This window comes from Flintibacter muris (assembly GCF_943192995.1).
Taxonomy (GTDB): Bacteria; Bacillota; Clostridia; order Oscillospirales; family Oscillospiraceae; genus Lawsonibacter; species Lawsonibacter muris.
The window spans coordinates 1-25,352 of sequence record NZ_CALPCP010000016.1 but is presented as its reverse complement, the minus strand read 5'-3'; the positions used below and the strand labels follow the sequence as shown (position 1 = coordinate 25,352).

Below are 25,352 nucleotides of genomic sequence, written 5' to 3'. Positions count from 1 at the left end.
ACACGGTTTTCCAAAAGGAGCGCCGTCCGTTTCCGTACAGCCTGCACAGGCGCTGGTAAACTCACACTTCGTACAATCAGCTCCACAAATAGATCCCACGATTTTTTCCTCCATAGTTTGATTTGTTTTTTGCTGGATACTTATATTTTAACAAAGAAATATGAACACCTTATGTCAAGGTTTTTAACCCCATAAACTGATTTGCTCTGCCACAGGCTTTTCTTCAAAGGTTTGCAGATAGGAAAATATCTGCTCCTTACTATGCACGATTCCATGCGTTCCACAGGTCTGATGGAACAGGTGCATTAGATGGCCGCTGTTGGGACTGTCGATGATATACTGATTCCTGTACCGGCGCATATACCTCTCCTTCAATCCCGGAAACAGCCGGTCCAGTTGTGCGTAAAAGTATTCCCGGTTGCCCTCCCGCAGTGTAAGCCCCATACCAAAACAGATTACCCCGTAGACCTTTGCCTGGATGCACAGGTTCAGGATACCTGATATGTTTTCCTCGGTATCGTTAATCCAAGGCAGGATTGGCGCCAGCCATACCACCGTGGGGATGCCTGCATCACGCAGCTGCTTCAAAACTTCAAACCGCTCTCTGGTGGTACAGACATTGGGCTCGATCTTCTTGCACAATGTTTCGTCATAGGTGGTCAGTGTCATCTGTACCACGCACTTGGCCCGCTCATTGATCTTTTGAAGCAGGTCGATGTCCCGGAGAATCCGATTGGACTTGGTGATAAGGGTAGCCCCGAAGCCATGTTCATATATGAGAGTGAGGGCCTGCCGGACGTGTCCCAGCTCCAGTTCCAGTGGAATGTAGGGGTCGGTCATGGCACCCATACCAACCATGCACTTCCGGCGTTTCCGTCTAAGGGCATCTTCCAGCAGTTCAACAGCATTCCGTTTTACCTCAATGTCCTCAAAGGTATGCTCCATATGATAGCACTTGCTCCTGGAGTCGCAGTAGATGCAACCGTGAGAGCAGCCTCGATAAAGATTCATACCATTTTTCGCAGATAAAATCCCTTTTGCATCCACATAATGCACTGGCTATCCCCTCTCGTCCTGTCAGTCTCTATATTTTTCATAGATTGCTTTCCCAAGCTCCGCCAACATAGGCCGCAGCTCCGGGGGATCCAGCACTTCGATTTGGGTTCCAAAGGTCAACAGATAGCTGGTCAGCCATTCATCCACCGGCATCCATACCGTTACAATCAGCGCCCCGTCCTCACGTTTCACGGTCTCCAGATTGAACTCGTCATAAATCCGATAGGCCAGTTCTTCGGGAAAGCGCAAGACGATTTTCTTATTATCGAACTGTGAAAAGTCTGTTTTGGGCGGGGGCGGATAAGGTGAAAACTGATCCGCCAGCATCTCAAGCTCCAGAATGCGGGTCAGTTTGAAGGTGCGGTAATCCTACTTTTCCACACAGAACGCCTTCAAGTACCATGCTCTTGATTTATAGGAAAGCTTCAAGGGATGTACGACCCGGCTGCTGATGGAACCGTTGGCGTTGGCGTAGGTGATGCGCACACTCCTGCGATGGATCACTGCTGCCTTCAGCCGCTCAAATTTCTCGTTATCGCTCCCCTCGCCGCCCCAGCGTGAGAAGTCCACCTCCAGCCAGCTCTCTGTACTGACATCAAAAAGCGCAGAAAGTTTATTCAGTGTGTCTCTGTCCTGGACGCCAACTGTACCGCCGATGCTTTGCAGGGCTGCAAGGATCTCATGCTTCTCTGCCTCAGATAAGACGGTCCGATCCAGGACAAAGCTGCCCAACAGACGAACGCCGCCGGTCCGTCCGGTCTCCGTGTAAACGGGGATCCCCGCTGCACTCAGGGCATCAATATCCCGGTAGATGGTCCGGTCCGACACCTCAAACTTCTCCGCCAACTCATGGGCAGTGGCCTGCCCCTTTTCCAGCAGGTAGTAAACAATTTTGAACAGCCTGCTCTCCTGCATCCGTCATCACCTCTTGGGCGCAGTATAACACAAAAAACTGGACACCGGAAGTCAAGGTTTTTCTACTTCTCAAATATGATTATGCTTGTATCGTTCCGACATCTGAATTATACTATGGTCAGGAGGGATCGATATGGACTTCCTGACTGCCACAGAATTCTCAAAAAAGTGGGGTATCACCAGCCGCATGGTCGCCCGGTACTGTGAGACGGGAAGAATTGTTGGCGCTCACAAAAAGGGAAAAACCTGGCTGATACCTGCCAGCGCAAAAAAACCGCTGGACCAGCGCTGCAAAAAGCAAACGGTCAAAACAATCGTACCAGCAGGTCAAGGCGGTTCACTGGAATCCAGTGGGGAGGCTGAGACTTATCATACTACCGACGTCTACCAAACCCTTGGCCTTACCCGCGAAACACTGCGCTACTATGAGGATGTGGGATTGATTCAGCCAAAACGGAGCAGTCAAAGCCAGTACCGAGAGTTTGATCTGTATGATATGTCCCGGCTGATGTCCATTGATTTCTTTAGAAAGCGCGGATTTTCGCCTGTAGAAATCCGGGAACTCCTGACGGCGGCGGCGCCGGAGGACTATGCGGCCCTTATGCACAGCCAGTTGGATCGCTTAGATCGAAAAATTGCCCAGCTTCAGCAGATGCGCCATCGCCTGGTAGAAGCACAATCGTTTTGCGAATCTGTCCCGGATATAGCTGGCTCATTTTCAATCCGAGAACTCCCACTTTACTGTGTCCGGGAAACGCTGCCCTCAGTCTCCTCCTTTGGCGAGTACCGGAACAGGGTCCTGAAATTTCTCGACTTGGAACAGGAAGATATCCTTTCCAACCTGGTTCGCGCAATTTCGTTTGACGAAACAGGCTATAAGGGCTCTGAAATGTATGTTGTGAAGCCTGCTGTCCGAATGAGCCGGGCAGAGACATTTCTGGAGCATGGGAAATGCCTCTATACCACCCTGATTGCTGACAATAATGATCCTTCTGTACCTGAGAAGATGTTTGACCTGTGCCATAACTGGGCAACGGAGCACAAGGCGTCTTTCCGGGGTGTAGTCTATATCTTCATTCGATTCGTTATGCTGAAGAAGAATACAGATCAGCATTTCTACGAGGTGTGGGTCCCGCTTAAATAAAAAATTCCCTCTTGACTTGGGGGTTCCCACCGGCCTTACACTTTTTGTGTCAAGGAGGTGGCGATATTGAATCACAAATTATTGGGCAAGGATTTTGCGCTGGTAGTCGCGGGTCAGATAGTCTCTCTATTTGGCAACGCGATCCTGCGCTTCTCCTTGCCGCTCTTTTTGCTCCGAGAAACTGGATCCTCTGCCCTGTTCGGTGCCGTCACAGCCTGCTCGCTCCTACCGATGATCGTTCTCTCGCTGCTGGGTGGTGTATTGGCCGACCGGGTGAACAAGAGAAACATCATGGTAATTCTGGATTTCTCCACCGCAGGCATCATTGCAGGCTTCTCCATCCTGATGGGAACAGCTCCTGCTATCCCGCTGTTCATTGTTACCCTGATGCTTTTGTATGGGATATCCGGGACATACCAGCCGGCCGTGCAGGCCAGTATCCCGGCACTGGTTGCGAAAGATTACATCCTGACTGCCAGTGCTATCGTTAATCAGATCGGTTCTATGGCGAACTTTATTGGGCCGGTCATAGGCGGGTGGATCTATGGTCTGTGGGGGCTGGAGCCGATTTTAGAAATCAGCGTGGGTTGTTTTGCCCTGTCCGCAGTCATGGAAATCTTCATCAAAATCCCCTTCGTCAAGCGTCCGCGGGAAAAACCGGCCCTTCAAATCGCAAGGCAGGATCTGCTGGAAGGCTGCCGGTTCCTGCGTGTCGATCAGCCGGTATTCCTCAAAGTATCTCTGATTATTGCGGGTCTGAATCTGATTCTCTCGGCTATGATCACCGTCGGCATTCCGGTGCTGACTGTGGAGCATTTAGGGTTCTCCGATCAACTGCTTGGAGTCGCCCAGGGGCTGCTGGCGGCAGGAGGTGTGCTTGGCGGCCTATTGACTGCGCTCCTTGGCAAGCGGCTTCAGCCAGAGCGAGCTTATGTATTTCTGATCCTCTGCGCCATGCTCACGCTGCTGATGGGAGCGGGGATGCTCTGGAGCAATACTCCTTATTTGAAGTATCTGATTCTGTCGGGCACTGGTACCGCAATTACAATTTTTTCTACTATGTTCAGCATCCAAATGCTTGCGGTCGTACAGAGGGAAACGCCGGAACATCTGATTGGGAAAGTCATCGCCTGCATTATGACGCTGATCATGTGTGCTCAACCCATTGGGCAACTGACTTACGGGATTTTTCTTGAGCAAATAAGCGCCGTTCCCATCATAACCGGCGCAGGTGCAATCTCAATGTGTATTGCTCTATATGCAAAGAAAGTTCTAAGTGAATTGGGGGGAGTAACGAGCAATGGCTAATCCAATGATAGCAATGCGGTCAGTGACAAAAACATATGCAAGTAGAGAGGTTTTGCACCAAATCAACCTGCGTGTAGAGAGCGGGGCAATCTATGGGCTGCTGGGCGTCAATGGTGCGGGAAAAACCACCGCTTTCAAATTGCTCGCTGGTCTGCTGTACCCAACCTCGGGGGAGATTGTGTTTAACGGGCAGCCTATAACCATGAGGAGACGGGCGTTCTTAAAGGATATGGGTATTATGATTGAAACTCCAGTCTTCTATGAACATCTCTCCGCACTGGCCAATCTGGAGATACACTTGGAATACATGGGATGCAGCTGTTCCGGAATCCGCAGCGCCTTGGCTGCCGTAGGTCTTGGAGACGTTGATGGCCAGCCGGTATCCCAATTCTCACTGGGTATGAAGCAGCGCCTTGCCATTGCCAGGGCTATCAGCCACACACCCAAACTTCTGATTTTGGATGAACCGCTCAACGGTCTTGACCCTCTTGGAATACGGCAAATGCGTGATCTGTTTTTGTCCCTGGCACGGGAGCGCAATATGACACTTCTGATTTCCAGCCACATCCTCAGCGAAGTAGAGCAGATCGCCGACCGGGTAGGCGTGCTTGCGGACGGCTCTATCACGCAGGAGATCTCTATGCCGGAAATCAGAGCAGCCTGTCCAAACGGGCTGGAGGACTATTTTTTCAAAATTATGCTGGGAGGGAACACATAAATGCGGATACTGCGACTGGAGCTGCGAAAAACGAATATATGTCCCTACTGCATTGCGGCAGCAGCCATATTTCTCTGCTTGCTGGGGCTGTCTTTTCTATTTGCCTATGTACCGAAGCTGGAGTCTGGCAGCCAGAACAGCGCCGTACTCTTTTCTTCCTATTCTGGAATTATGGCCGTCAACGGCGCCATTGCGCTTATGGCCTTCTCCGCGCTGTCCTCCGCTATGGGATACCGGTATGTGATTCGGGAATACTGCGGTGCTCAGGCCATCTTACTGTTCAGCTATCCCATCAGCCCAAAACGTATCCTGACGGCAAAAACGCTGCTGTTGATGATGTTTACATCCATAGCGGCAATAGGCACGACGCTGTGCAGTTTCACTGCTTTTGCAATGGCAGCAAGCACATTTTCCTTCGTGGAGGAACAACTGGTACTTGCGCACTTTGTCACCGCGCTACGCAATTCTATTATGATAGCCTGCCTTGCCTGTGGTATTACTCTGTGCTCTATCCGCATCGGGTTCGCCCGAAGGTCCAATTCCATGACCGTCATCAGTGCCGTTCTGTTCAGTATGCTCCTGACAAATTTTGTGGCTGCAATTAACGCCTACTTTGCAGGGCTGCTTTTATTCACCGCTATTCTGCTGTTGACGGGTATCTTGCTCATGTGGAACCTGGCAAACAGTATGGACAGCATGGAGCTGTCCACAGCGAAAGGAAGGTATGAAACTTAATATGCGCCTCACTAAAATTGAAAAATCAATGATGAACACCTATCTGCTGCTTACATTTTCGATTGCTTGGGGGACCGAACTGCTGCTGATCCTTCTTTACCGCCTGCCGTTGTCCAGCAGTGCTTTCCTACAGGTACTGTACTATATCGGGCTTGGATTCGGCTGCGGGATGGCCCCCGCCTATGCGGCATTCATTGTGGAGCGGAAATGCCATGGGATGATGCTGCGGTCATTCCTGCGGAAAGTTATCGAAACGCACAGTATGAAACGGTGTCTAGGCGTCCTCCTTCTATTTGGTCTGATCCAATTCTGTGCCTGTACGCTTCAGGAGCGCTACACCGGCAATTCCTGGTACTTATTTGTTCTGTTTATGCCGCTGATGATTTATGGCGGCGGGCTGGAGGAGGTCGGCTGGCAGGGTATCCTCCAACCGCTGCTGCAAAAGCGGTTCCCGTTTCTGATCGCTGTGCTGATTGAAGGTGCTGTATGGAGCATATGGCATCTGCCCTTGTGGTTTATCCCTGCTTCATCACAAAGCACATACAGTTTTGCAGCTTTCACGCTGTTCTGCATTACTCTGGGCGCAACCCTGGCCGCAGCGCACAGAATTACCAAAAGTATCTGGGTATCCGTTTTGCTCCATGCCTGGTCAAATACCGTCTTGGGTGGAATGTATACTCTCACGTCACTATGCAGCTTTCCCAATATGAGGACTCTTACAATCAGTGTAATACAAATATTGGTAGTTATGGGACTAGCATATCTTATGAAAACAAAACCATAACAGCTGCTTGCTATAATTATCATACATTGGAGTGACCCACTATGAAGCCACCAGAAATAAAACGCCTACCCATTATCCAGTATCATGATCTCGTGATTGACCCACAATGCCACACTGTCGCACTATCGGGAGAGAAGTCATCCTATTCCCAAAAGAATTCAATGTACTCCTGCTCTTGGCTCATTATCCCGGCTGGGTTCTTACCCCAACCCAGATCTATACATCAATATGGCATGAGGATCCGATTGACTGCAATCATATCATCCGTAATACAGTTTGCCAACTGCGGCGGAAGCTGGGCAATGCGGATTTAATCCAGACTGTTACTGGCTATGGGTACAAATTTACATACAGGTAGCAGCTGAACTATGGACCTCAATATTACTCAACTTGCACAACCTCCTATGCGGCATCCCCTGATGCCGCATAGGAGGTACACCTAATTTCATTAGTAAAAATCAAGGATCGCCAATACATCAGTCCTCTCGCAGCCGTTGAATGATACTCTCCATCCCGACCTTCCGGTAGATGCCTGATGGAATTATACCGCAAGGGATCAAAGTAGCCAATAAATAGAGTACCAAAGGCAGAACAGGGTAAGAGAATACCCCAAATTCCAGAGAATTTTGAATGAGTCCAAATAAAAGGACATCAGCAGCAGAACCAAAGGTAAGCACCAGTATCATCGTAGAGACAAAGTACCAAAAGCCCTCCCACACAACCAACTGACACACCTGCCGCTTGGTTGCTCCTACTGCCTCCATCGCAGCAAACTCTCTTTGACGGTTCAACACATTTGCGCTCATAGTATTGATAAAATTGAGGATACCTATGGAAAACAGCACCACTGTGAGGAAGATAGACAGTTTTGACAGGGAATCTTTCGCCTCAGCAAGCGACTGTGCCAGTTCTATCTTAGATGTCCTTGAAATGGCCGGGATGCGCTCTGTCAAAGACATCACTTGGTCCAAAATGTTCTGCTCATATTTAGGTTTACTGTCAATCTTAATTGAGTAGATGATGGCGTCCGGCCTATACTGGTCTATGACTTTATTGGATACTACCAGCCAAGGGGCCGCGCCGCCGTTCATTCCATCCCGCTCCAGCGGGAGCTGCCCCCCGATAGGCAACTGAAATTGCTGGTCCGTATCCATAACAAAAAAGGTTATCATATCCCCTTGGTGCAGCCCGTCCCCATTCATGCCTGTGGTCATCAAAAATTCCCCAGCTTCAAAGGCATCAATATCCACCGGCGTTTCCGCCGACTGGTTATAGGCAGTGATTACATCACGATCCACGCCCACCAGCAGTCCCCAAAACGCCGCACTGGGATTGTCGATCCAAATCTGCGGATCCGTCGGTTCCACTCCATTTGACTTCTCAAACTCACTCTTGATCTGATACCAGTCTCCATATACCTCCTCAGAATACTGCTCGTAGATGGGAACAACTTTTGTGGTACGAAAGGCTTCAACACCCTCTATCCCCTGCAGTTGGGCTATAATTTCCGGCGTAAAGGACTGCTCCTCCTGGGGCGAGAATGAGGCCCGGCTCATATGGTTATATAGGGCAATGTCATGGACAGTATTAAAGTTGACGTATTCATCTACCGACAGGCCATTCAGCACTGTCATACAGAGCAGGAAAGTCACACCGCTCAAAAAGAAGGTCCCAATCACAAAGAAAGCCTTGGTGGGATGCCGGAAAGCGTTCCTCAGCCCCATCCAAGGCAGCGTAGCGTGATCGCTGGAGCGGCTGGTCTTTCGCTTAATGCCTTCCTCCGTGTAACGCAGCGCGGCCATAGGCGAAACAGCCAGAACCTTCCGCGCCGTCATGGCAAAACTGAAAAAAACCATTACGCAGGAAAAAATGGCCGATACAACAGGTACCGCCCAATGGAGGTTTGCCTGAGTGAAACCTTCCAGCAAAGTGCCCAACAGCAGGGGCACGATCCAATGCGTTATAACGCAGCCGAGGAGCAACCCAGCAGGAAGCGCCATCAGCAATATCCGAGCCATCCGGTAATAGATTACCCGCTTTAACTGCTTGGGGGAGATTCCGATGGTCTTCAGTAGGCCATAAAACTGAATGTCCTTGGTAACGGAAATGGAGTTGATGTTGAAAATGATTAAAAAGCCATCTACCATAAAAAACAGGATGACCGCCAGGGCCAAAACCATATCCTGAAGCGACATCTTCCCGGCAGACAAAACTGTAACCGTCTGTTGCTCTGTCAGTCCAAGCTGATTGATGACCTGGTTCAAATCCCTCTGGCCACTGCCAGCCGAAACGGAAAATCCAGCGATTGACGCCGGCAATTCATGCTGTGCAAGAACCGCAGCGGACAGAAAGACCTTTTGCTTTGATGTCGTGTCAATATAGGATGTATCGGTATAGAAGCCACATAGATAAAATGTCTCCTCCTGCACCGCATCACAATCATCCCAGCCAACGGAAAATGTGATCTCTGTGCCAATCACTGGCTCAATCTCAAACCGTTCCAGTAGCCAGGTGGACAGCATGACCTCGCCTGCCTCAACTGGGTAATGCCCTTGTAGATTAGAAACCAGCGGACTGCTCCAGGTGTCCCAATTTTCAACCGCCCACAGGTCAATACTAAGACCGGACTGACCGGGGTTTCCAATCAGCCGTCCCAGTCTGTAGGAAGTATACAAGGGCTTCTGCACAAGATTACTTTCCTCCAGTTTGGTCAGCTGCGCGGTACTAGGGTTGGAGAAAATGATTTCCGTAGTCGTTCCATAACTTTTCAGAGTTTGCAGCGTGGAAAAATTCTGCAGATTAAAAAAGACGCTGCAGGTGGCTGTAATCAGAATAACCACAATGATAGCTGCAACGGCAATCAACCGGTTTGTAGCACGGCTGTTGTGAAAGGAACGCTGGGCAACGATCTGAACTGACGATTGTGTTTTGATCAGTCTCTTTCCGTGTCTCATTTCTTGATCCTCCCATCCTCGATGCGAATGATTCGGTCTGCCAGTTGCGCAATGGCGTCATTGTGTGTAATCATAATGGTGGTCTGATGGAATTTAGTACTGGTGACCTTCAGCAGGGCAAGCACGTCCTCGCTGGTTCTGCTGTCCAGGTTTCCGGTGGGCTCGTCTGCTAGGATGATTTCCGGTTTCGTAAGCAGGGCGCGGGCGATGGAGACCCGCTGCTGCTGGCCACCAGAGAGGTTATTGGGGAGGCTCTGGAGCTTGTCCTGGAGGCCGAGGGAGCAGACAATCTCCTCCAAAAAGTCCTTGTCCGCTTTTCTTCCATCCAACTGCACAGGTAAGACGATATTCTCGTAGACGTTCAGAATTGGTACCAGATTGTAATTCTGGAAAACGAAGCCAATATGGCGGCGGCGAAACACTGCCATCTGCTCCTCACTCTTTTTCGAGAGCCGTTTCCCGCCCACAATGATGTCCCCGGAGGTGGGCGTATCAAGTCCGCCCAACATATGGAGCAGCGTAGACTTGCCGGAGCCGGAGGTGCCGACAACCGCCACGAACTCCCCGGCATCTACAGAGAGGCTTACCCCATCGAGGGCCTTTATGACATGATCTCCCTGCCGATAATACTTTCTCAAATTAACTGTTTGCAAAATTGGGGTTTCTGTCATCATTAAGAACCGCCTTTCCTTTTTCAACATTTTATCAACACACCGAAAAATTTACTGCAATGTAGCGGACAAATCAACCCAGCGGCACCAGGGGGTCCCCCGGTGCCGCTTACGAGGTTCAACTATTTCATCGTACCGGTTTGCCGGAGTTTCAGTCCAGGATATAGGACACATCAAAGTTAACGCTGACAGAAGAGGGATTCCCCACATAAATGGAATAGGTGCCAGTTTTGTTGATGCTGAAGGTTGCAGAACCGGAACCGCCAGTAACCGTGGTATAGTAAACCGTACCATTGGAGTCCTTCAAACCAATCTGCATATTGGACGAGGTGGGCGTGTAGTCTACGCTAATCGTAATCTTCTGGCCTTTACTCATAGACTGCGCATCATAGCTCCAGGATTTTCCAGCAGCCAACTCGCCGCTTGACTCCGGGTCAATGCCATCTCCATGGCTTTCAGTGCCGGGGACATAATCGGTCTGTTCAACGTCCCCGCCCGCCTGCAATGCGTTAGAGGTCGCCACATCACTAAAGTGGGAAAATTCAGGAGCGACCACAACAGCACCGGCCTGCTTCTCCAATACATTGACCATCTGCGCCTCGTTGCTTTCAATGGTGGAGAATAGGGCCGCAGTATCCACCTCGATCACGGCGGGCTCCGTCTGGGTGTCCCTGTTGGCGGCAAATGCGGAGGTACACAGCAGGGAGCAGACCAGCAGGGATACAAGGGCCAGGGGCATAAACTGTTTCTTCATTGCAAATAACCTTCTTTCAATTAGATTTATTTCAGCCGACTCGTCAGCCGTTTGAAACCGAATACGGTATTCTTCTATGATAGAAGTGGGAAAAGGAAGGCTATAGGTTACACTGTTTCATTCTTTTTTAGAAAGTTTTGTATGGCTCTCCTACCCCTGAAATGACAGGACACCGTCTACCAGCCGTGCGATCCGCTTGCTGTGCTGCGCCACGCTCAGGTCATGGGTGATCATGATAATGGTGTTTCCCATCTCATTGAGCCGCTGGAACAGGGCAAGGATCTCTTTGCCGGTCTGGGAGTCCAGTGCGCCCGTGGGTTCGTCCGCCAGAAGCAGGGTCGGTGCCGTCACCAGCGCCCGGGCAATCGCCACACGCTGCTGCTGGCCGCCGGAGAGCTCGTTTGGCTTATGGGAGATGCGCTCCCACAGGCCCACCATCCGTATGTACTCCTCTACCATTTTTGCCGCTTCCGTCCGGGTCTTCCCCCGGATCAGCAGCGGGAGCATCACATTCTGCAGCACGGTGTACTGGGGGATCAGATGGTACTTCTGGAAGATGAACCCGATCTTCTGGTTGCGCAGAGCTGTCAAGCCAGCGTCATTGCAGGTGTTCACTTCCACACCGTCCAAAAGGTATTGCCCGGAGTCCGATGTGTCCATGCACCCGATGATATTCATTAGCGTGGACTTTCCCGACCCGGACGCGCCCAGGATCGCCAGGTACTCGCCCTTGTTGACGGTCAGGCTGACCCGCTTCAGTACATAAAGCCGCTCGCCGCCGGCGGTATAGGACTTTTCAATCTCGCTCAGTGTTACAATGTTTTCCGCATCCATCCCGTCAGCCCAAAACCTCAATGGACTGGATGTTCATGTCCTCCCGGTTGTCCACAGTAACAGACACAACGCTCCCCTTCTTGACGGCCGACAGGACCGTCTCCTGACCGTCGCTGTAGAACTGGGTCCCTGCGGGGACTGTGAACGTCAGGGACTCCCCGGTATATTCCATGCTCTCCACGTTGATCGGCTCCTTCTGGGTCACAACGATGCCGCCCGGAAGCTCGACCGGCGCCGGGTCATCGTCACCGTCACCAGCATCATCGTCCGGCAGCTCCGCAAGGGCCAGCTCGATCTCATTGCCCACGATGCTGGTCACCTTTCCGTAGAGGGACTCGTAGTTCTCCTCCTCTCCGCCGGAGACATCGCCGTCCAGGACATCCGACTGATTGGGCTCCTGGGTCTGATCTCCACCGGCCTGGCTGCCGCAGGCGGCCAGCGTAAACAGCATCGCAAGGGTAAGCAGTAATGTCATCAGAGTTTTCATAGTGGTCCGTTCCTTTCAAAACAATTATTTTTATTTTAAGCCGCAGTTCGATGCCCTGGCGGACAATCTGGCTCCACAGCATAAAATACCGGAGTTCTTCTCACTCATATGTCAGCGCATCAATCGGTTTCAGTCCTGCGGCCTTATAGGCGGGATAGAAGCCGAACACCGCCGCAGTACCCACTGCGAAGAACAGTGCGATGACCCAGCCCTCCACGCTGGGTGATACCGCAATGCCGGTGCGCTGCATCAGCGGCATTGCCACAAAGCTCACCAGGACGCCGACAATCCCGCCAAAAAGGCCAATCTCAACGGACTCCAGCAAGAACAGCAGCAGGATATCCTTTTTCGATGTCCCCAGCGCTTTCAAAATGCCAATCTCTTTGGTCCGCTCTTTCACGGAAACAAACAGGACATTCATGATACCGATACCGCCCACCAGGAACACGATTGCGGCCACCGACACCAGCAGCATCTTCATCGTGCGGGCCGACTGCAGGGCCGCCTCGATACGTCCGCCGGCATCCTCAATGCCGTACATCGTGCTGTCCTCCAGCAGATAGTCCAGTGAGCTTTTCAGCCTGGTCATGGCCTGGTCGATCACCTCGGTGCTGGTGGCCAGGCCGACCGCCTGAGGTATGGCGTAGTCATCCAGCATATCGCCGTTCTGCGCTGTCTGGAGGGGCAGGAAAACACTGTCGTCCGGAGACAGGCCCTGCAGGCCCTCGGACTTCTTTGCCAGAACCCCGATGATCTCATAGCGGGCGTTGTTGATGACCAGGGATTCCCCGACCGCAGCCTCGGGGCTGGTAAAGTTCTGCTGCGCCACATTATTGCCCAGTACCACCACACGGCCTCCATCCTCAAAGTCCGCATCCGCAAAATCGGTACCCTCCGCTATAGGCAGCGAGGATATCTCACTGTACCCCTGCGTCACAGCCGCAATGGTGAGGTCTTTCTTTTTCTGTCCGATTCGTGTCTCCTGGAACAGTGTAGTACGCAGATATATCCCCTCAAGGTAGGGGTTTTCCTCCAATATCACCGCCAAGTGTTCTGTGGAGATGCGCGGTATGCTGGCAAAGTCGAGCCTGTCACTGTATATGACATTAACATAGATCGTCTCAGCGGACATACTGGAATACTGCCGGGCCACCTCTTCCTCGCCGCCTTTGCCGATGGCGATTACCAGGATGATGGTCAGGGTCCCGATAATAATGCCGAGAGAGGTCAGCAGGACCTTGGACTTGTTCTGGAGCAGATTCGTCCAGATCATGCGGAGCGTTTCTGTCAGCCGCATACACTCACCCCGCTACCACAACAATTTCGCCGGCGGACAGGCCGCTGGTCACCTCGCTGGTGCGCCCATCGGAAAAGCCCGTCTTAATCTCCCGCTCCTCATGGGAGCCGTCCGCCATCTGGACGATGACTGTCTGTTTCCCATCTGTCAGCGTAATGGCCTTATTGGCCAGGGTCAGAACATTCTCCACCCGTTTCTGGATGAACTTCACACTGCAAGTCATGCCCTGCAGTAGTTCTTCCTGCGGCTCGTCAAAGGCGATCTTCACCGTATATGTAACGCCCTCTGTCCCCTGGGTCGGTACAAGGTTTTTCTCAACCACCCGCCCGGAGATCGTGTTGTCCGGGTCCGCCACAAACTGCAGCTCCACCGCCTGGCCAAGCTCAACGCCGCCTATGTCCTCCTGCGGGATCTCCGCTGCCACGCATTTCTCACCGCTGTCCCCAATCGTCACCACGGACTTCCCGGCGGGGACGGTATCCCCCTCGGTATAGCTCACCAGTGTGACGACCCCATCCGCCTTTGCGGACAGTGCGGGAGTAGCGAGCAATGCCTGGGCTGCGGACAATTCTGCATTGATGCTTCTGATCTCCGCCTGTGCGTTCTCAATAGCATTGTTCAGTGTTTCAACGGTAAGCGCGTCGATCTGGGACTGCGTCGCCTGGTTGGCCTCCGTCTTTGATACCTGCGCACTATGGTTGGTCTCCAGTGTCTCCAGGGCAATACGCTGGGTCTCCAAATCAAAGTTGGCGGTATTTATATCCTCTATCGCTTTCTCAATCTGGCCACTCAGTGAGTCAATCTTTTCTTCTTTGGCAGAAAGCGCATTGATCTGTGCTTGTAGGTTGTCAATCTGACTCTGTTTTTTCTGGATATCCTCAGCAATCTGGGCCGAGTCCTCCATGGCGTCAATCTGGTCGTTGACATTGGATATGCTGCGTTCTGTGCTTCGCCTTTGTGAGCGGAGTGAGGCGAGCTGGTCGGACGGATCGGCTGTGGCATCAATCTCAGCCTTCAGGCGGGTTTCGTCGGCCAGGAGGTTCTCCAGCTGCGCCTTCAGGACCGAAAGCTGCCCGTTATCTGCCGCTGTCTCCGGGAAGAGCTCCGTCTCCGGCTGCTGCGTGGGCGGAGGGTCCTCTGGCAGGTCCGGGGTCTGCGTGGGTTCTGTGGTTGGGTCTGGCGCAGGAGACGTTGTGGGGACCTGCTGCTGGGCAGCCTCCAACTCGGCAATCTGCACACGGAGCGACGCGATCTGCTGCTGCACACCTGACAGGTCCTGCTCCAGCCGCTGTAAGTAGCTGATTGTATTCTCAGCGTCCCTGATCTGACGCTCAATGTCATCCAACTGATCATACAGCTCCCTGCGCTGCTGGACCAGGGCGGCGATCTGCTGGTCGCCGGCGGCAGCGGTGTTGCTCGCCTGCAGCCGCTCCATGTCCTTTTTCAGACGCGACATTTGGGCCATCAAATTCTGTAAATCAGCGGAGGCGGCGGTGCCATCCTGTGACATACTCACCTGCCGCAGTTCTTCCTGTAAAGAGACGACCTTCTCCTGAAGCTGGGCGACTGTGTGCTCCCCATTCTGAATCGCATTCTCAATCTCCCGTTTGGAACCCTCATAGGCCGTTTCCTGATCCTGCTGGCCCTGGGTCTGACTGAGCACGCCCTCCAGCTGCATCTTCCGCTTATTGTTCTGGGCATCCTCCAGCGCCCGCTGGGCTGCCTGCAGGGAGGCTGTCAATTCATCTATCTTCTCTTGTAGCGCAGTCTTGGAATATGTGACCAGGGTATCCCCCGCCTTTACTTCCTGTCCGGCCTCAACCAGTATCTGGTCAATTTTCAAGTCCACATCGAAGCTATGCTGGATGCCGGTGGCCTCCAGCAATCCGCTGCCGTCAAGTGATGCCGTAATCGTGCCGAGCTTAACGGGGTATTCCCGCCAGATCACATCGTCTTCCGGCTCTGCTTTGGGCTGTAAAAAAACCGCACCCATAGCTATGGCCGCCAACACGCACACAACTGCAATCAAAAATTTCTTGTGCTTCCGCAGGTCTGACAACTTCATTATAAAATGTCCTTTCTTCCAGGTTGAATGTGCTGCCGCAAGGATACCAAACAGAATGTTAGATTTTCGTTAGAAGACAAAAAGAGGCAGGAGACTCAGTCTCCCGCCTCTTTTTACACTTATTTTAATCAGGGAACAGTATTAGGAAACAGGTACCGTTCCCCGCTTCACTTTCCACTGCTATCGTTCCCCCTAACGACTCCACCATTGTCTTCACAATCGATAGTCCCAAGCCAGCGCCGCCAATCTCTCGGGAGCGTGATTTATCGACCCGATAAAACGCATCGAATATATAAGGGATATGTTCTTGCGGAATGCCCGGCCCATCATCCAATACGCATACATAAATGCCGTCATCGCCCCGGGAGCCGGTGATGCAGATACTCCCCTCCTGTTTTCCGTATTTACAGGCATTTTCCATCAAGTTAAAGAAAACGCGATACAACAGCGCAGGATCTGCGGTGACGGACAGCTCGCCGCAAATCACAGAACAGCTCATATCCCGTTCGTCCAGCTGCGCAGACAACTCGCCCTGGATGGCCTCCATCAAAGGCTCCAGCATCACGTCCTCGTCCGTGTCGTGCTCTGGGTCGCTATTAGCTGCCAGTACCAGAAGGCTGTCTACAATCTTTGCGAGCCGGTCAATGCTGTCCAAGAGCTCCCGTCCGTTCTCCTGATAGTCCCCCAGCGTAGCCGCCCGGTCCGCGAGCAGCACCTGAACCCCAGTCTTCATGATGGTAAGCGGTGTCTTCAGTTCATGGGCCGCATTGGCGGTAAAGCTGCTCTGGCGCTGGAAGGCGTCCTCCAGCCGGGCCATCATACCGTTGAAACTGTGGGTTAGCCGCCCAACTTCATCATTTGCGCCCGTCTCCGCTATCTGCGCAGACAGTTTCTGTTCATCAATCCGTTCTATGGCCTCGATCAGCTTCGTCAAAGGGCGCAGCGCCCTGCCCATAATCAGATAGATAGCGATTCCGCCCAACAGATTGACAAAGATGCAGAGAATCACACTCGTAGCATTAAACTTGCGAAGCGTGATGACAGTATCGGCATTCTCCTGGCCCTGCGGTAAAGCATCCAAATCGTCACCGCCATACTGCGTCCCCCAGTAATCCTCTGACGATGAAATAATGCCCTCCACACTATAGACGGATACGACCGTCAATGCCACCGTACAAACAATCAGCGCAACCACTGATAAAAGCGCCACCCTCATTTGTAAACTCATATGTCTCATTGCGGCGCCTCCATGATATAGCCCTGTCCTCGGATGGTTTTGATATATTCTATCCGGCAGGCCATATGCAACTTCTTTTTCAACGAGTGGATATGGTAGCGTACGGTGTTGGAGAACGGATCAAACGTGTTGTTCCAGATGTGCTCTGTCAACTCCTCCGCACTGATTACCTGGTTCTGATGAAACATCAGGTACTCCAGAATACCGTACTCCTTGCGTGTCAAAACGACCTCTGTACCATGGAATGTGACCCGCTTGGCTTTTGTATCCAGGCTCAGGCCTCCCAGCGACACGATTGACGGCACCTGCAAAAATTCACGGCGCAGCAGGTTCCGGATACGCGCCTCCAGCTCCCCAAAATCAAAGGGCTTGATCAGGTAGTCGTTCGCTCCGTCATCCAGCCCCAGGATCCGGTCGCTCACTTTACTGCGGGCGGACAGGATAATGACTTTGATGCTGCCGTCAGTCTTCCGAATCTCCCGCAGGACATCCAGCCCATCCACTTTGGGAAGGTTCAGGTCCAGAATGATCAGGTCATAGCTGTTTACCCCATACTCATATAGGGTCGCCTCCCCGTCATAAACGGCATCCACCGCGTAGCCGCTGTTTTGCAGGCCCTTTGCAATATAGCCGGAAAGCCGCCGTTCATCTTCAACCAGCAAAATTCTCAAAGCTACACCCCCTTTTTCTTCTTATTGTACCAATCTGAGTGTTAGATTTTTGTTAGAAGCATCTTGCTTATGGAATTTTTGTTCCATCAAATTAAATAAGCCAAAATCTACAAAAAATGCTGTATTTAATTTGTTCGATGTGTTATACTGTATTTGTATCCAACGGAAGGGGTGATGGCATGAATTTGCGAAAAATCAGCTTTGGCAACTTTAAGTGTCTATATAATATAGCTTTTGAGCCTGGGAAAGTCAATGTGTTCATTGGTGCCAACGGTTCTGGGAAGTCTACAATTTTGGAGGCTATTGGACTGCTCAGCGCGGCCATGACAGATCGTGTTGACTCTGCAAGCCTACAAAGGAGAGGCGTTAGGCTAAGCATCCCCTCACTCTATAAGTCTAATTTTAAGGGGATTAGTCGTCAGAAACTAACAGTGGATCTCTCTTTGGAGTGGGATGATGATGACTCCTCTGATGTGTGCCAATATGACGTTCACCTCACAACCCCTACAGATAGCGACTATTGGAAATATCACGCAGAAGCATTTTTCCTCAATGGCATAAAAAAGTGGGGGCGCAGCCATGCCTCCCAGCAGCAAACCAACAATCATATTGGCTTTTTTTTAATTGACAACAACGAGGATTTGGCGGCAAGCCGAAAAATAGCACAGGACTTTTCCTCATATGGTATCTTTCAACCAAATACAATGACCCTGCGCGGAACAACTCCCGACCCAAACCAAACTACCCCTATCGGCCTGAATGGCGGTCGTTTGGCTGAAGCAATTGATGCTCTCATTCACGAAAAAGATGGCGATCTTTGTTTTGGTGATCTATACATGGATGATATCCTGGATATGATCGATTGGGCATCTGATATCACCGTAGGCGCACCTAAAAAGAGTACTATCAATTCCAACATCCCTTCTCCACGACAGGTTATTCAATTTGCAGACCGCTATATGAAAGCGTCTGCGCAGTTCACCGGCTACGATGCCAGTGAGGGTGCGCTGTATGTGCTGTTCATGCTGGCTCTGGCCATGCACCCACAGGCCCCTTCTATTTTCGCTGTAGATAGTTTTGACCATGCCTTAAATCCTCGGCTCGCCAAGAAAATGATTCAGGTTTTCTGTGAACAGGTCATTCAGCACAAGAAGCACGTTTTTCTGACAACTCATAACCCGCTGGTCCTGGACGGTCTGGACCTGCGCAATGACGACATTCGCCTGTTCGCTTTGGATCGGGACTCCCATGGTTATGCGCAAATCAAGCGGATTCTTGTCTCCCAGGAGCTGATCAACGAAGGCCAGCCTCTGTCCCGGCTTTGGATCAACGGCAGACTGGGAGGTGTCCCCACGCCGCTATGAAAAATATTGGAATTGTCTGCGAGGGTCCAACAGACTTTATCATCCTCCAGGCTGTTGTTGATACAATCACCGGAGAGCGCAACAATTTTTATCCATTGCAGCCAGAACCCGATGTAATTGGCCGGTACGAGAATGGCTGGAAAGGTGTTTGGAAATGGTGCATAGATCATGCCGCCATCAAAAAGCAGTTTATGAACAGTATCCAGCCTGCGCTGGATCTCCTGATCATCCAGATGGATGGTGATGTCTCCAGGAAAGAAAAGCCAGCCCATTGCAGCTGTGACCCCACTGTATGTCCTGACAGAGAAAGTCTGAACCCTCTGTATTGTAACACGATAACCTGCCCGGTTACACTGCCCTGCAATAGACATAGCGCCCCTGTAACCGGCTACATAGATCATCTGAAAAGTTTGATTTCCTCTAAACTGATTGACACAGATGACACCTGTATTGTGGTTCCCTGTGACAGTCTGGAAGCCTGGATCGTAGCAGCATATGACGGCCCAGAAAATGTCGAGTCTATTGAAGACCCCTGGAAGCAAGTCATTCTCAGGGGAGCACCGTACCACGACGTTCGGATTCCACGCCAAAAAAAGAGCGCCAAAGTTTTTAGAGAGTTTGCTCCAGTTGTCTGCCGGAACTGGCAGCAGGTAACGCGGCTCTGTCAGAGCGCAAGAGACTTTGAGCAAACTATCCGTTCCTTTACATAGCATAAAGCAACTATTTTAGAAGTCCCAATTCGACTTCGTGTTCCCGGTAGAATCTTCTAAATAAATATTTATATCAATGCAATAATTATACAACAGCTGCAAAAAGAGACTGCTCACCATAGGTGGACAGTCTCTTTTCGGCTTTCGTTATAATAAACAGTTTCACCATCTTGTTTTTGGTCATTGTTCTGAATTTCAAGAAATGAATTTTGAGAGTAGAAAAAGACAGCTACTCATGTTCGCTTATATTATCAATCATTCTGTTCGAGGGCTGAACAGTTAAAAGGCCTAATACATCATCGACCAAATGGAACATATAGCGTGTTGTACTGACTTCCTCTATGTGGTGTTGAACTTAAAAAACAGTTCAATACTTTTTTAGGAGGCATACATCATGCAGGCGAACATCATTCCTGAGAACATCGTCTTTAACAATTGCTATTCAGGTACAGAGTTTGAAAACAAAACGGTAGACTTTCTTCGACTGGCTGGACTCACAGCTAACAGAGTAGGTAAAGCTAATGATGGAGGTATTGACATTGAAGCGAGTGTGAATATTCAAGGGGTTAAATATTCATATTACATTCAATGCAAGTATTACAACAAGCCTTTGGGCAAGGGCCCAATTCAAGAGGTTTATTCTGGAGCGGCATTTTACAATAATATTGGAAAGCCCGTTGTCATTACCAATAACGAAGTGACATTCAATGCCAGAACTTATGCCAAAAAATTGGGTGTAGAGATCATTGCGGATTCTGAATGGGATGAAATTAAAGACACTTGTAATTCCAAGAAAGCAAAATATCAACATACTGGTTTATTGGGAATAATTATTTCGAGTGCAATTAAAAACGCAGAATACGCTAAACGATCTGTAGCAACTGAACAAGAGCATATTGTACCAGAATTAAGTGATAAAGACGAGTACAGACTTCAACTCCAATCTGATTTTGATATGGCGGAGGAATACTTGAAGGAGGAGGAACGCTTACAACAAAAAGCTCTCAAATATCGGAGGATGGCACTCGAGCGGCAGAAAAAAGCGATTCTAGCAAGTCTTGACTATGGTTGAAGGGTAAGCACCGCAGAGGGTGCAAACAATTTAATAGCATTAGGAGGTTTTACAATGTCCGACTTCTTCAACGAAGCGTTGAAGGGTGGCCTTGATAGTTTGACAGCTGACCAACTGGATGAACTGATAATCATGGCACAAGCAAAAAGGTCGGAAAGTAAAGGGAAAAAGGAAATTAAAACGTCGGATAGTTGTCCATTCTGTGGGAGTATCAGGATTAAAAAGCATGGAAAGTCTAAAAAGGGTACTCCAAGAATAATTTGTAAGGATTGTGGTAAGACATTTTCGTCTGACATAGATATACTTGACCAAAACTCTCGTCTGTCAGATACACAACTTGCAGCTTTATATGTGGGGATTGTAGAGAATCAAACAATTGGGAATCTTGCTCAAAAGATGAATGTCAGTAGATCAACAGCGGCACAGCACAAATTAAAGGTCATGGACATTCTTTTTCAACGGATGATGGCGCAATATAGTGTATTAGATACAGAGGGGAAACATAATTTCAAATTTGAAGGTGAAGTGCAATGTGATGAATGTTTTTGTACTGTATCATTTAAAGGTAAACGCGACCCGGAGTTTTTCATATTCACATTGAAAAGATTTCCCAGGCATAACTGTTCCAACGCAGATCAAGAGGAATATTTGAAAAAGCATGGTCTATGGACGAGGGTAATATCAATACCAGGTTATTTAAAGGAACTGCGGGAGAACACCAAGAGATACAAAAGAGGAATCAGCAATGAACAGGCCTGTATTGTTGTTGCGGCGGATGATGAAAAGAACTTAATAGCAAAACCTGTTTCTGTTGGTAGATTAGAAACAGAAGATGTTAAAAAATTGTTATCAGGGCATTTTGATAGTGATAGCACTCTAATTACTGACAGTCATTCAGCCTATCCGATTTTGGCAAAGAGCGAAAATATTCGTCATGTTCAAATCAAAGCAGATAAGCACACTGAAGGCAGATATAATCTTGCAAATGTCAATGGAATTCATTCACAGATAGAAAAATTCATGCCAGAATCAGCAGAACGTATCCCAGCAACAAAGTATTTGAATCAATACATGGCTTTGTTTACATTGCAATGGATACATAAAGGTTTATCACTTGATGAAAGGGTTATTCTACTCAAACGTACTCTTGCAGACAGTTGGGATGATTACAAAGAATCCTATGACAGCATAAAATCTCGTCCGCTTGACATTAACACCAAAGGTCAATTCCCTAATGTGGTGTGATAATAATGATTTTGAAATGGGCCAGACACTGTTCTGGCCCATTTTTAATGATATCATGTAGGCATTATGATATAATAAGAAAAAAATTTTTCAAAATAGGTGTCAGATTTTTGCCTAGAAGTTGTGTATATAGGTGGAAGGAGGATTTGTATGGATGATAATGGCATAATCCAGCTCTATTGGGATAGGAATGACCAAGCCATAAAAGTAACATCCGATAAATATGGTCATTACTGCAAAGCTATTGCAAGGAATATTTTAAACAATGAAGAAGATGCAGAGGAATGTGTCAATGATACCTATCTAAACGCCTGGAACTCCATGCCAACCCATTGGCCTGAACAGTTGGCAACATTCCTCGGTAAAATCACACGGAACCTAGCTTTTAACAGGTACAAGCACAATCATACCGAAAAACGCGGTGGGGAAAAAATAACACTTGTTTTAGACGAATTGACCGACTGCATATCGGACGTTGATGATGTGGAGCAAATCATTGACCGTCAGGAACTAATAAAGGCTATCAATTCATTCGTCAGAAGTCTTTCGGTAAGCAAGCGAAATATATTTGTACGGCGCTATTGGTATGCGGACTCAGTCACAGAAATTGCACATGACAATGGAATGTTGCAGGGAACCGTATCAAAGACACTGGAACGGACAAGAAAAGAGTTAAAAGCATATTTGACAGAAAGGGGCTTTGAGATATGAGAAAAGAAGATTTCTTTGAAGTCCTTGGTGAACTTGATGACGACATTGTGAAAGGGGCTAAAATAACTATGAAGAAAAAAATGAATTGGAAGGCTTGGGGTGCAATGGCAGCTTGCCTGTGCCTTATTGTTGCAGGCACTACTGCTCTTTTACAGCAGGATTCTTCAACAATACTCGGTGGAATTTCGATTCCCGGTACTGGCGGCACTGCTGGAATTGATGCCGGAAACAGCGATGGGATGACATCAACATACAGCGTTGCCGTATATCCTAGCACCGAGAGCGAAGAAAATGTAGAATCGGCAGAAGTGGCAAGCCTGACAGAAGAAGAAACCTTGGCACATCCATTAGCAGAACACCTTCCCAATCAGTTGCCAGACGGTTTTCACTATGGGCGCGGAAGCGTTTATAACACAACGATGAAAGATGGAACCCAGTATAATATGTTGAGAATTGAATACATTACCGGCGAGATACCAGAACCAGAATTTGCAGAGGACGGCGGAGAGGTTGTACCCAATCCGGAACTACTCGGAGACTCTTTTACTGTATGTGTTATGAACTATGAACCGGAAACTGATATAAGCATTTATTCCAGTCAGGAGGATATAACAATATCGCTTCTTGAAAAAGATGAGGCGGCTTATATTCATTCTGGAGATTACTATATTGGCGTTTTTACTGATACAGCGGAACTGGAAAATGTGTTAGACGCTTTGAGAAATATTAAGTAGATTCATGCCCTTGTTTTGAAAAAAAGCTGCTCCGATTTTGGGGCAGCTTTCTTCTTGAAATTTGCACACGCATCATGGACAAGATAAATTCAGATAATTTTGTAGAAATGAATGCTTATACACTAGAACATCGGATTTTAGTCACCGGGAACACAAAAGCGAATTGGGAGTTTTAGAAATGCTGCTTTCCTGTTGCCATAGCGCAGTTCTAACATACTATTTAGGAATGAACGGAATATTTTAACGGCGGTTCAAACTGAACCGCCGTTTCCTCTTGCAAAATAGGGGGTATCAAAGCCACCCATTTTAAGGACAGGGCGGTTCAGGAAGCCACCATCATGTCCTTTCCAATTTTTATGATATAACTGCCCGATAAACTGCAGTTTATCATACAAATATACACCAATATACTCCAAATTTATCTATCAAAGAGAACATACAAGGACTATAATCACATGGACCCATCGGAATGCAGATAGTTGCCTCTTCCCGCAAAACTTCATATGCCTTTTTTACATACTCTTCCCCGCCTTCGCCGAAATGAAAGCAAAATTGCATGGTATTTCCTACAACAAGGCCATCTGTCAATTCCGACACAGCCAATATCTGCCCATGAGCATTTAGTTCAGAGTGCATGTATCCACCATTCCCATCAGGGTACAAACCAAGAATTTCAGCTTCAAACGCTCTCTGATAGGTATGAACAGCCTCAGCGCTGCCTTTAACATATACTTATAAAGCTGTTGTCAAGGGGGAATTTGAGATTTGACTTGGAAAATCTAATCTTAATGAATGTATGTATTTCGTGTTTGCGAGAAGTGAGCAATATTTTCTTACTCGCTTTCACTGCCAGACGATGCTTCTGGCACTTTTTGGTAGTTGTTCCATTTCACTGCCAGACGATGCTTCTGGCACTTTTTGGTAGTTGTTCCATCCCATCCGCAGGGAATCGCCAATCTCCTGTCTCAGCCAGAGCGGCTCCAGGACCTGACAGCCCCCCACGTATTGTAGCGCCCAGAATTTCAGCCCAGCGGCTCCGGTAAACACTACCGCGTCAAAGGTCCCATCCCCATTGTCCCGAAGCTGGGTTTCCATGCCAAAGCGGTCCAGCACATCGTTGAGCAAATCACTCTCACAGCGCAACACCGCATGAACAGCTTTGCCGGGAAAGGGGTATACTCGCTCCCGGACATATCGTGCCAAATCCAGCCCGGCTGGCAGCGGTTCGACGGTCTGCTCATCCAGCAAGACCGGGGACTGAATCCGATCCACCCGGTAATGGCTGATGTCCTCCGCCCCCTGATACCGGCAAATCAGGTAGTAGTTCCCGTTGGCGAAGCATAGGCCGTAGGGCGATACCCGGTAAGGCCGCTCCCGGCGGGGATGGAGGCGCTTGTCCATACCGCACTCCATGTACTGAAACTCCACTTGACAGCGGCACGAAACGGCCTCCTTCAGCACCTCCACTGACAAGAATGTTTCATGATTCATACCACGCCAAGGCACTCCAACGACGAGAGGGCGGCATTGTGCCCGCTGCCAGCGGCTCAGGCCCTGCTGAAGCTTCACCAGCAGCTGTTCACACTGACGCTGTGAGATACCCGGAAAGGCGGACACAGCATCCGACAACAACTGGACCTCGGATGGTTCCAGGGAACGGGACAGCAGCCGGTAGCCCTCGCCGTCGTCCTGGTACTCCGGAATGTGATAGCCAACAGCCCGCAGCTTGTCCAAGGCAGCATATGCCGCCCGGCGGTCGCATCGCAGACCATACTCCGTCCGCAGCAGGCGTAATAGTTCCCCCATGGCCAGGGCGTGGTCTCCATCGGTGTATTCAGAAAGAATCTGATAGACGCGGAAGGGCAGAAGATTCACAGCAAAATCCT

25 protein-coding genes are annotated in these 25,352 nt (G+C 49.6%); 12 read left to right on the top strand and 13 right to left on the bottom strand.

What is annotated here, in order from left to right:
* Positions 1-183: 183 nt before the first annotated feature.
* From NFS22_RS12955 to NFS22_RS24255, 3 genes are read right to left on the bottom strand one after another with little or no spacing between them, the layout of a single operon-like run.
* Complete coding sequence (locus NFS22_RS12955) at positions 184-1,056, bottom strand: SPL family radical SAM protein (RefSeq protein WP_251318176.1); 873 nt, start codon at positions 1,054-1,056, stop codon at positions 184-186.
* Positions 1,057-1,077: 21 nt separating this feature from the next.
* A complete protein-coding gene (locus tag NFS22_RS24260) occupies positions 1,078-1,383 on the bottom strand; it encodes a helix-turn-helix transcriptional regulator (protein ID WP_478293051.1) in 306 nt (101 codons plus the stop codon).
* A gap of 42 nt (positions 1,384-1,425) precedes the next feature.
* The gene (locus NFS22_RS24255; RefSeq protein WP_478293050.1) at positions 1,426-1,971 is read right to left on the bottom strand and encodes a helix-turn-helix transcriptional regulator; all 546 of its coding nucleotides are present in this window, start codon (positions 1,969-1,971) and stop codon (positions 1,426-1,428) included.
* Positions 1,972-2,104: 133 nt separating this feature from the next.
* Between NFS22_RS24255 and NFS22_RS12945 the strand changes: the two genes are divergently transcribed.
* The 6 genes from NFS22_RS12945 to NFS22_RS12920 all read left to right on the top strand — a co-directional run bounded on the left by NFS22_RS12945 (position 2,105) and on the right by NFS22_RS12920 (position 7,018).
* Positions 2,105-3,115 (top strand): MerR family transcriptional regulator, encoded by a 1,011-nt coding sequence (locus NFS22_RS12945; RefSeq protein WP_251318175.1) that lies wholly within the window; start codon positions 2,105-2,107, stop codon positions 3,113-3,115.
* 66 nt (positions 3,116-3,181) lie between these two features.
* Positions 3,182-4,423 carry an MFS transporter gene (locus tag NFS22_RS12940; protein WP_251318174.1) on the top strand — a complete coding sequence of 414 codons (1,242 nt, stop codon included), beginning with the start codon at positions 3,182-3,184 and terminating at the stop codon, positions 4,421-4,423.
* A gap of 52 nt (positions 4,424-4,475) precedes the next feature.
* Positions 4,476-5,141, top strand: a complete 666-nt coding sequence (locus tag NFS22_RS12935; protein WP_338147971.1) for an ATP-binding cassette domain-containing protein — start codon at positions 4,476-4,478, stop codon at positions 5,139-5,141.
* Positions 5,142-5,876 (top strand): hypothetical protein, encoded by a 735-nt coding sequence (locus NFS22_RS12930; RefSeq protein WP_016324124.1) that lies wholly within the window; start codon positions 5,142-5,144, stop codon positions 5,874-5,876.
* Entirely contained in the window at positions 5,866-6,660 is a 795-nt protein-coding gene (locus tag NFS22_RS12925; RefSeq protein WP_016324125.1) for a CPBP family intramembrane glutamic endopeptidase, read from the top strand. Before NFS22_RS12930 ends, NFS22_RS12925 begins: the two co-directional genes overlap by 11 nt.
* Before the next feature lie 106 nt (positions 6,661-6,766).
* The gene (locus NFS22_RS12920) at positions 6,767-7,018 is read left to right on the top strand and encodes a winged helix-turn-helix domain-containing protein (protein ID WP_251318173.1); all 252 of its coding nucleotides are present in this window, start codon (positions 6,767-6,769) and stop codon (positions 7,016-7,018) included.
* Between the two features lie 118 nt (positions 7,019-7,136).
* On the opposite strand, the gene NFS22_RS12915 is transcribed toward NFS22_RS12920, so the two are convergent.
* The 9 genes from NFS22_RS12915 to NFS22_RS12875 all read right to left on the bottom strand — a co-directional run bounded on the left by NFS22_RS12915 (position 7,137) and on the right by NFS22_RS12875 (position 17,630).
* Complete coding sequence (locus NFS22_RS12915; RefSeq protein WP_251318172.1) at positions 7,137-9,614, bottom strand: ABC transporter permease; 2,478 nt, start codon at positions 9,612-9,614, stop codon at positions 7,137-7,139.
* Positions 9,611-10,285 (bottom strand): ABC transporter ATP-binding protein, encoded by a 675-nt coding sequence (locus tag NFS22_RS12910; protein ID WP_251318235.1) that lies wholly within the window; start codon positions 10,283-10,285, stop codon positions 9,611-9,613. Before NFS22_RS12910 ends, NFS22_RS12915 begins: the two co-directional genes overlap by 4 nt.
* 151 nt (positions 10,286-10,436) lie before the next feature.
* Positions 10,437-11,039: a hypothetical protein gene (locus NFS22_RS12905; RefSeq protein WP_251318171.1), complete on the bottom strand. Its 603-nt coding sequence runs from the start codon at positions 11,037-11,039 to the stop codon at positions 10,437-10,439.
* A 150-nt stretch (positions 11,040-11,189) separates the two neighbouring features.
* Complete coding sequence (locus tag NFS22_RS12900) at positions 11,190-11,873, bottom strand: ABC transporter ATP-binding protein (RefSeq protein WP_251318170.1); 684 nt, start codon at positions 11,871-11,873, stop codon at positions 11,190-11,192.
* 4 nt (positions 11,874-11,877) lie between these two features.
* A complete protein-coding gene (locus tag NFS22_RS12895; RefSeq protein WP_016324133.1) occupies positions 11,878-12,360 on the bottom strand; it encodes a hypothetical protein in 483 nt (160 codons plus the stop codon).
* Between the two features lie 100 nt (positions 12,361-12,460).
* Entirely contained in the window at positions 12,461-13,657 is a 1,197-nt protein-coding gene (locus NFS22_RS12890) for an ABC transporter permease (RefSeq protein WP_251318169.1), read from the bottom strand.
* Between the two features lie 4 nt (positions 13,658-13,661).
* Complete coding sequence (locus NFS22_RS12885; RefSeq protein ID WP_251318168.1) at positions 13,662-15,722, bottom strand: efflux RND transporter periplasmic adaptor subunit; 2,061 nt, start codon at positions 15,720-15,722, stop codon at positions 13,662-13,664.
* Between the two features lie 124 nt (positions 15,723-15,846).
* Entirely contained in the window at positions 15,847-16,887 is a 1,041-nt protein-coding gene (locus tag NFS22_RS12880) for a sensor histidine kinase (protein ID WP_251318167.1), read from the bottom strand.
* Between the two features lie 68 nt (positions 16,888-16,955).
* Positions 16,956-17,630 (bottom strand): response regulator transcription factor, encoded by a 675-nt coding sequence (locus NFS22_RS12875; RefSeq protein ID WP_251318166.1) that lies wholly within the window; start codon positions 17,628-17,630, stop codon positions 16,956-16,958.
* 179 nt (positions 17,631-17,809) lie between these two features.
* Here NFS22_RS12875 and NFS22_RS12870 point away from each other — a divergent pair, with 179 nt between their 5' ends.
* From NFS22_RS12870 to NFS22_RS12845, 6 genes are all read left to right on the top strand, one after another.
* The gene (locus NFS22_RS12870) at positions 17,810-18,994 is read left to right on the top strand and encodes an AAA family ATPase (protein WP_251318165.1); all 1,185 of its coding nucleotides are present in this window, start codon (positions 17,810-17,812) and stop codon (positions 18,992-18,994) included.
* Positions 18,991-19,704 carry a hypothetical protein gene (locus tag NFS22_RS12865; RefSeq protein WP_251318164.1) on the top strand — a complete coding sequence of 238 codons (714 nt, stop codon included), beginning with the start codon at positions 18,991-18,993 and terminating at the stop codon, positions 19,702-19,704. The genes NFS22_RS12870 and NFS22_RS12865 overlap by 4 nt, the downstream gene beginning before the upstream one ends.
* Positions 19,705-20,098: 394 nt before the next feature.
* Entirely contained in the window at positions 20,099-20,776 is a 678-nt protein-coding gene (locus NFS22_RS12860) for a restriction endonuclease (RefSeq protein WP_251318163.1), read from the top strand.
* A 54-nt stretch (positions 20,777-20,830) separates the two neighbouring features.
* Complete coding sequence (locus tag NFS22_RS12855; RefSeq protein ID WP_251318161.1) at positions 20,831-22,021, top strand: IS1595 family transposase; 1,191 nt, start codon at positions 20,831-20,833, stop codon at positions 22,019-22,021.
* A gap of 150 nt (positions 22,022-22,171) precedes the next feature.
* A complete protein-coding gene (locus NFS22_RS12850) occupies positions 22,172-22,732 on the top strand; it encodes an RNA polymerase sigma factor (RefSeq protein ID WP_016324142.1) in 561 nt (186 codons plus the stop codon).
* Positions 22,729-23,466 (top strand): hypothetical protein, encoded by a 738-nt coding sequence (locus tag NFS22_RS12845; protein WP_016324143.1) that lies wholly within the window; start codon positions 22,729-22,731, stop codon positions 23,464-23,466. Before NFS22_RS12850 ends, NFS22_RS12845 begins: the two co-directional genes overlap by 4 nt.
* Positions 23,467-24,309: 843 nt before the next feature.
* On the opposite strand, the gene NFS22_RS12840 is transcribed toward NFS22_RS12845, so the two are convergent.
* A partial coding sequence (locus NFS22_RS12840; RefSeq protein ID WP_251318159.1) for a helix-turn-helix transcriptional regulator occupies positions 24,310-25,352 on the bottom strand: 1,043 nt, incomplete at its 5' end.

What these genes read in the sequence shown, in the direction of transcription:
- NFS22_RS24260 (WP_478293051.1), bottom strand. Translation starts at nt 1,383, where the DNA reads ATGCTGGCGGATCAGTTTTCACCTTATCCGCCCCCGCCCAAAACAGAC.
- NFS22_RS24255 (WP_478293050.1), bottom strand. Translation starts at nt 1,971, where the DNA reads ATGCAGGAGAGCAGGCTGTTCAAAATTGTTTACTACCTGCTGGAAAAG.
- NFS22_RS12945 (WP_251318175.1), top strand. Translation starts at nt 2,105, where the DNA reads ATGGACTTCCTGACTGCCACAGAATTCTCAAAAAAGTGGGGTATCACC.
- NFS22_RS12930 (WP_016324124.1), top strand. Translation starts at nt 5,142, where the DNA reads ATGCGGATACTGCGACTGGAGCTGCGAAAAACGAATATATGTCCCTAC.
- NFS22_RS12925 (WP_016324125.1), top strand. Translation starts at nt 5,866, where the DNA reads ATGAAACTTAATATGCGCCTCACTAAAATTGAAAAATCAATGATGAAC.
- NFS22_RS12920 (WP_251318173.1), top strand. Translation starts at nt 6,767, where the DNA reads ATGCCACACTGTCGCACTATCGGGAGAGAAGTCATCCTATTCCCAAAA.
- NFS22_RS12915 (WP_251318172.1), bottom strand. Translation starts at nt 9,614, where the DNA reads ATGAGACACGGAAAGAGACTGATCAAAACACAATCGTCAGTTCAGATC.
- NFS22_RS12910 (WP_251318235.1), bottom strand. Translation starts at nt 10,285, where the DNA reads ATGACAGAAACCCCAATTTTGCAAACAGTTAATTTGAGAAAGTATTAT.
- NFS22_RS12905 (WP_251318171.1), bottom strand. Translation starts at nt 11,039, where the DNA reads ATGAAGAAACAGTTTATGCCCCTGGCCCTTGTATCCCTGCTGGTCTGC.
- NFS22_RS12900 (WP_251318170.1), bottom strand. Translation starts at nt 11,873, where the DNA reads ATGGATGCGGAAAACATTGTAACACTGAGCGAGATTGAAAAGTCCTAT.
- NFS22_RS12895 (WP_016324133.1), bottom strand. Translation starts at nt 12,360, where the DNA reads ATGAAAACTCTGATGACATTACTGCTTACCCTTGCGATGCTGTTTACG.
- NFS22_RS12890 (WP_251318169.1), bottom strand. Translation starts at nt 13,657, where the DNA reads ATGCGGCTGACAGAAACGCTCCGCATGATCTGGACGAATCTGCTCCAG.
- NFS22_RS12885 (WP_251318168.1), bottom strand. Translation starts at nt 15,722, where the DNA reads ATGAAGTTGTCAGACCTGCGGAAGCACAAGAAATTTTTGATTGCAGTT.
- NFS22_RS12870 (WP_251318165.1), top strand. Translation starts at nt 17,810, where the DNA reads ATGAATTTGCGAAAAATCAGCTTTGGCAACTTTAAGTGTCTATATAAT.
- NFS22_RS12865 (WP_251318164.1), top strand. Translation starts at nt 18,991, where the DNA reads ATGAAAAATATTGGAATTGTCTGCGAGGGTCCAACAGACTTTATCATC.
- NFS22_RS12860 (WP_251318163.1), top strand. Translation starts at nt 20,099, where the DNA reads ATGCAGGCGAACATCATTCCTGAGAACATCGTCTTTAACAATTGCTAT.
- NFS22_RS12855 (WP_251318161.1), top strand. Translation starts at nt 20,831, where the DNA reads ATGTCCGACTTCTTCAACGAAGCGTTGAAGGGTGGCCTTGATAGTTTG.
- NFS22_RS12850 (WP_016324142.1), top strand. Translation starts at nt 22,172, where the DNA reads ATGGATGATAATGGCATAATCCAGCTCTATTGGGATAGGAATGACCAA.
- NFS22_RS12845 (WP_016324143.1), top strand. Translation starts at nt 22,729, where the DNA reads ATGAGAAAAGAAGATTTCTTTGAAGTCCTTGGTGAACTTGATGACGAC.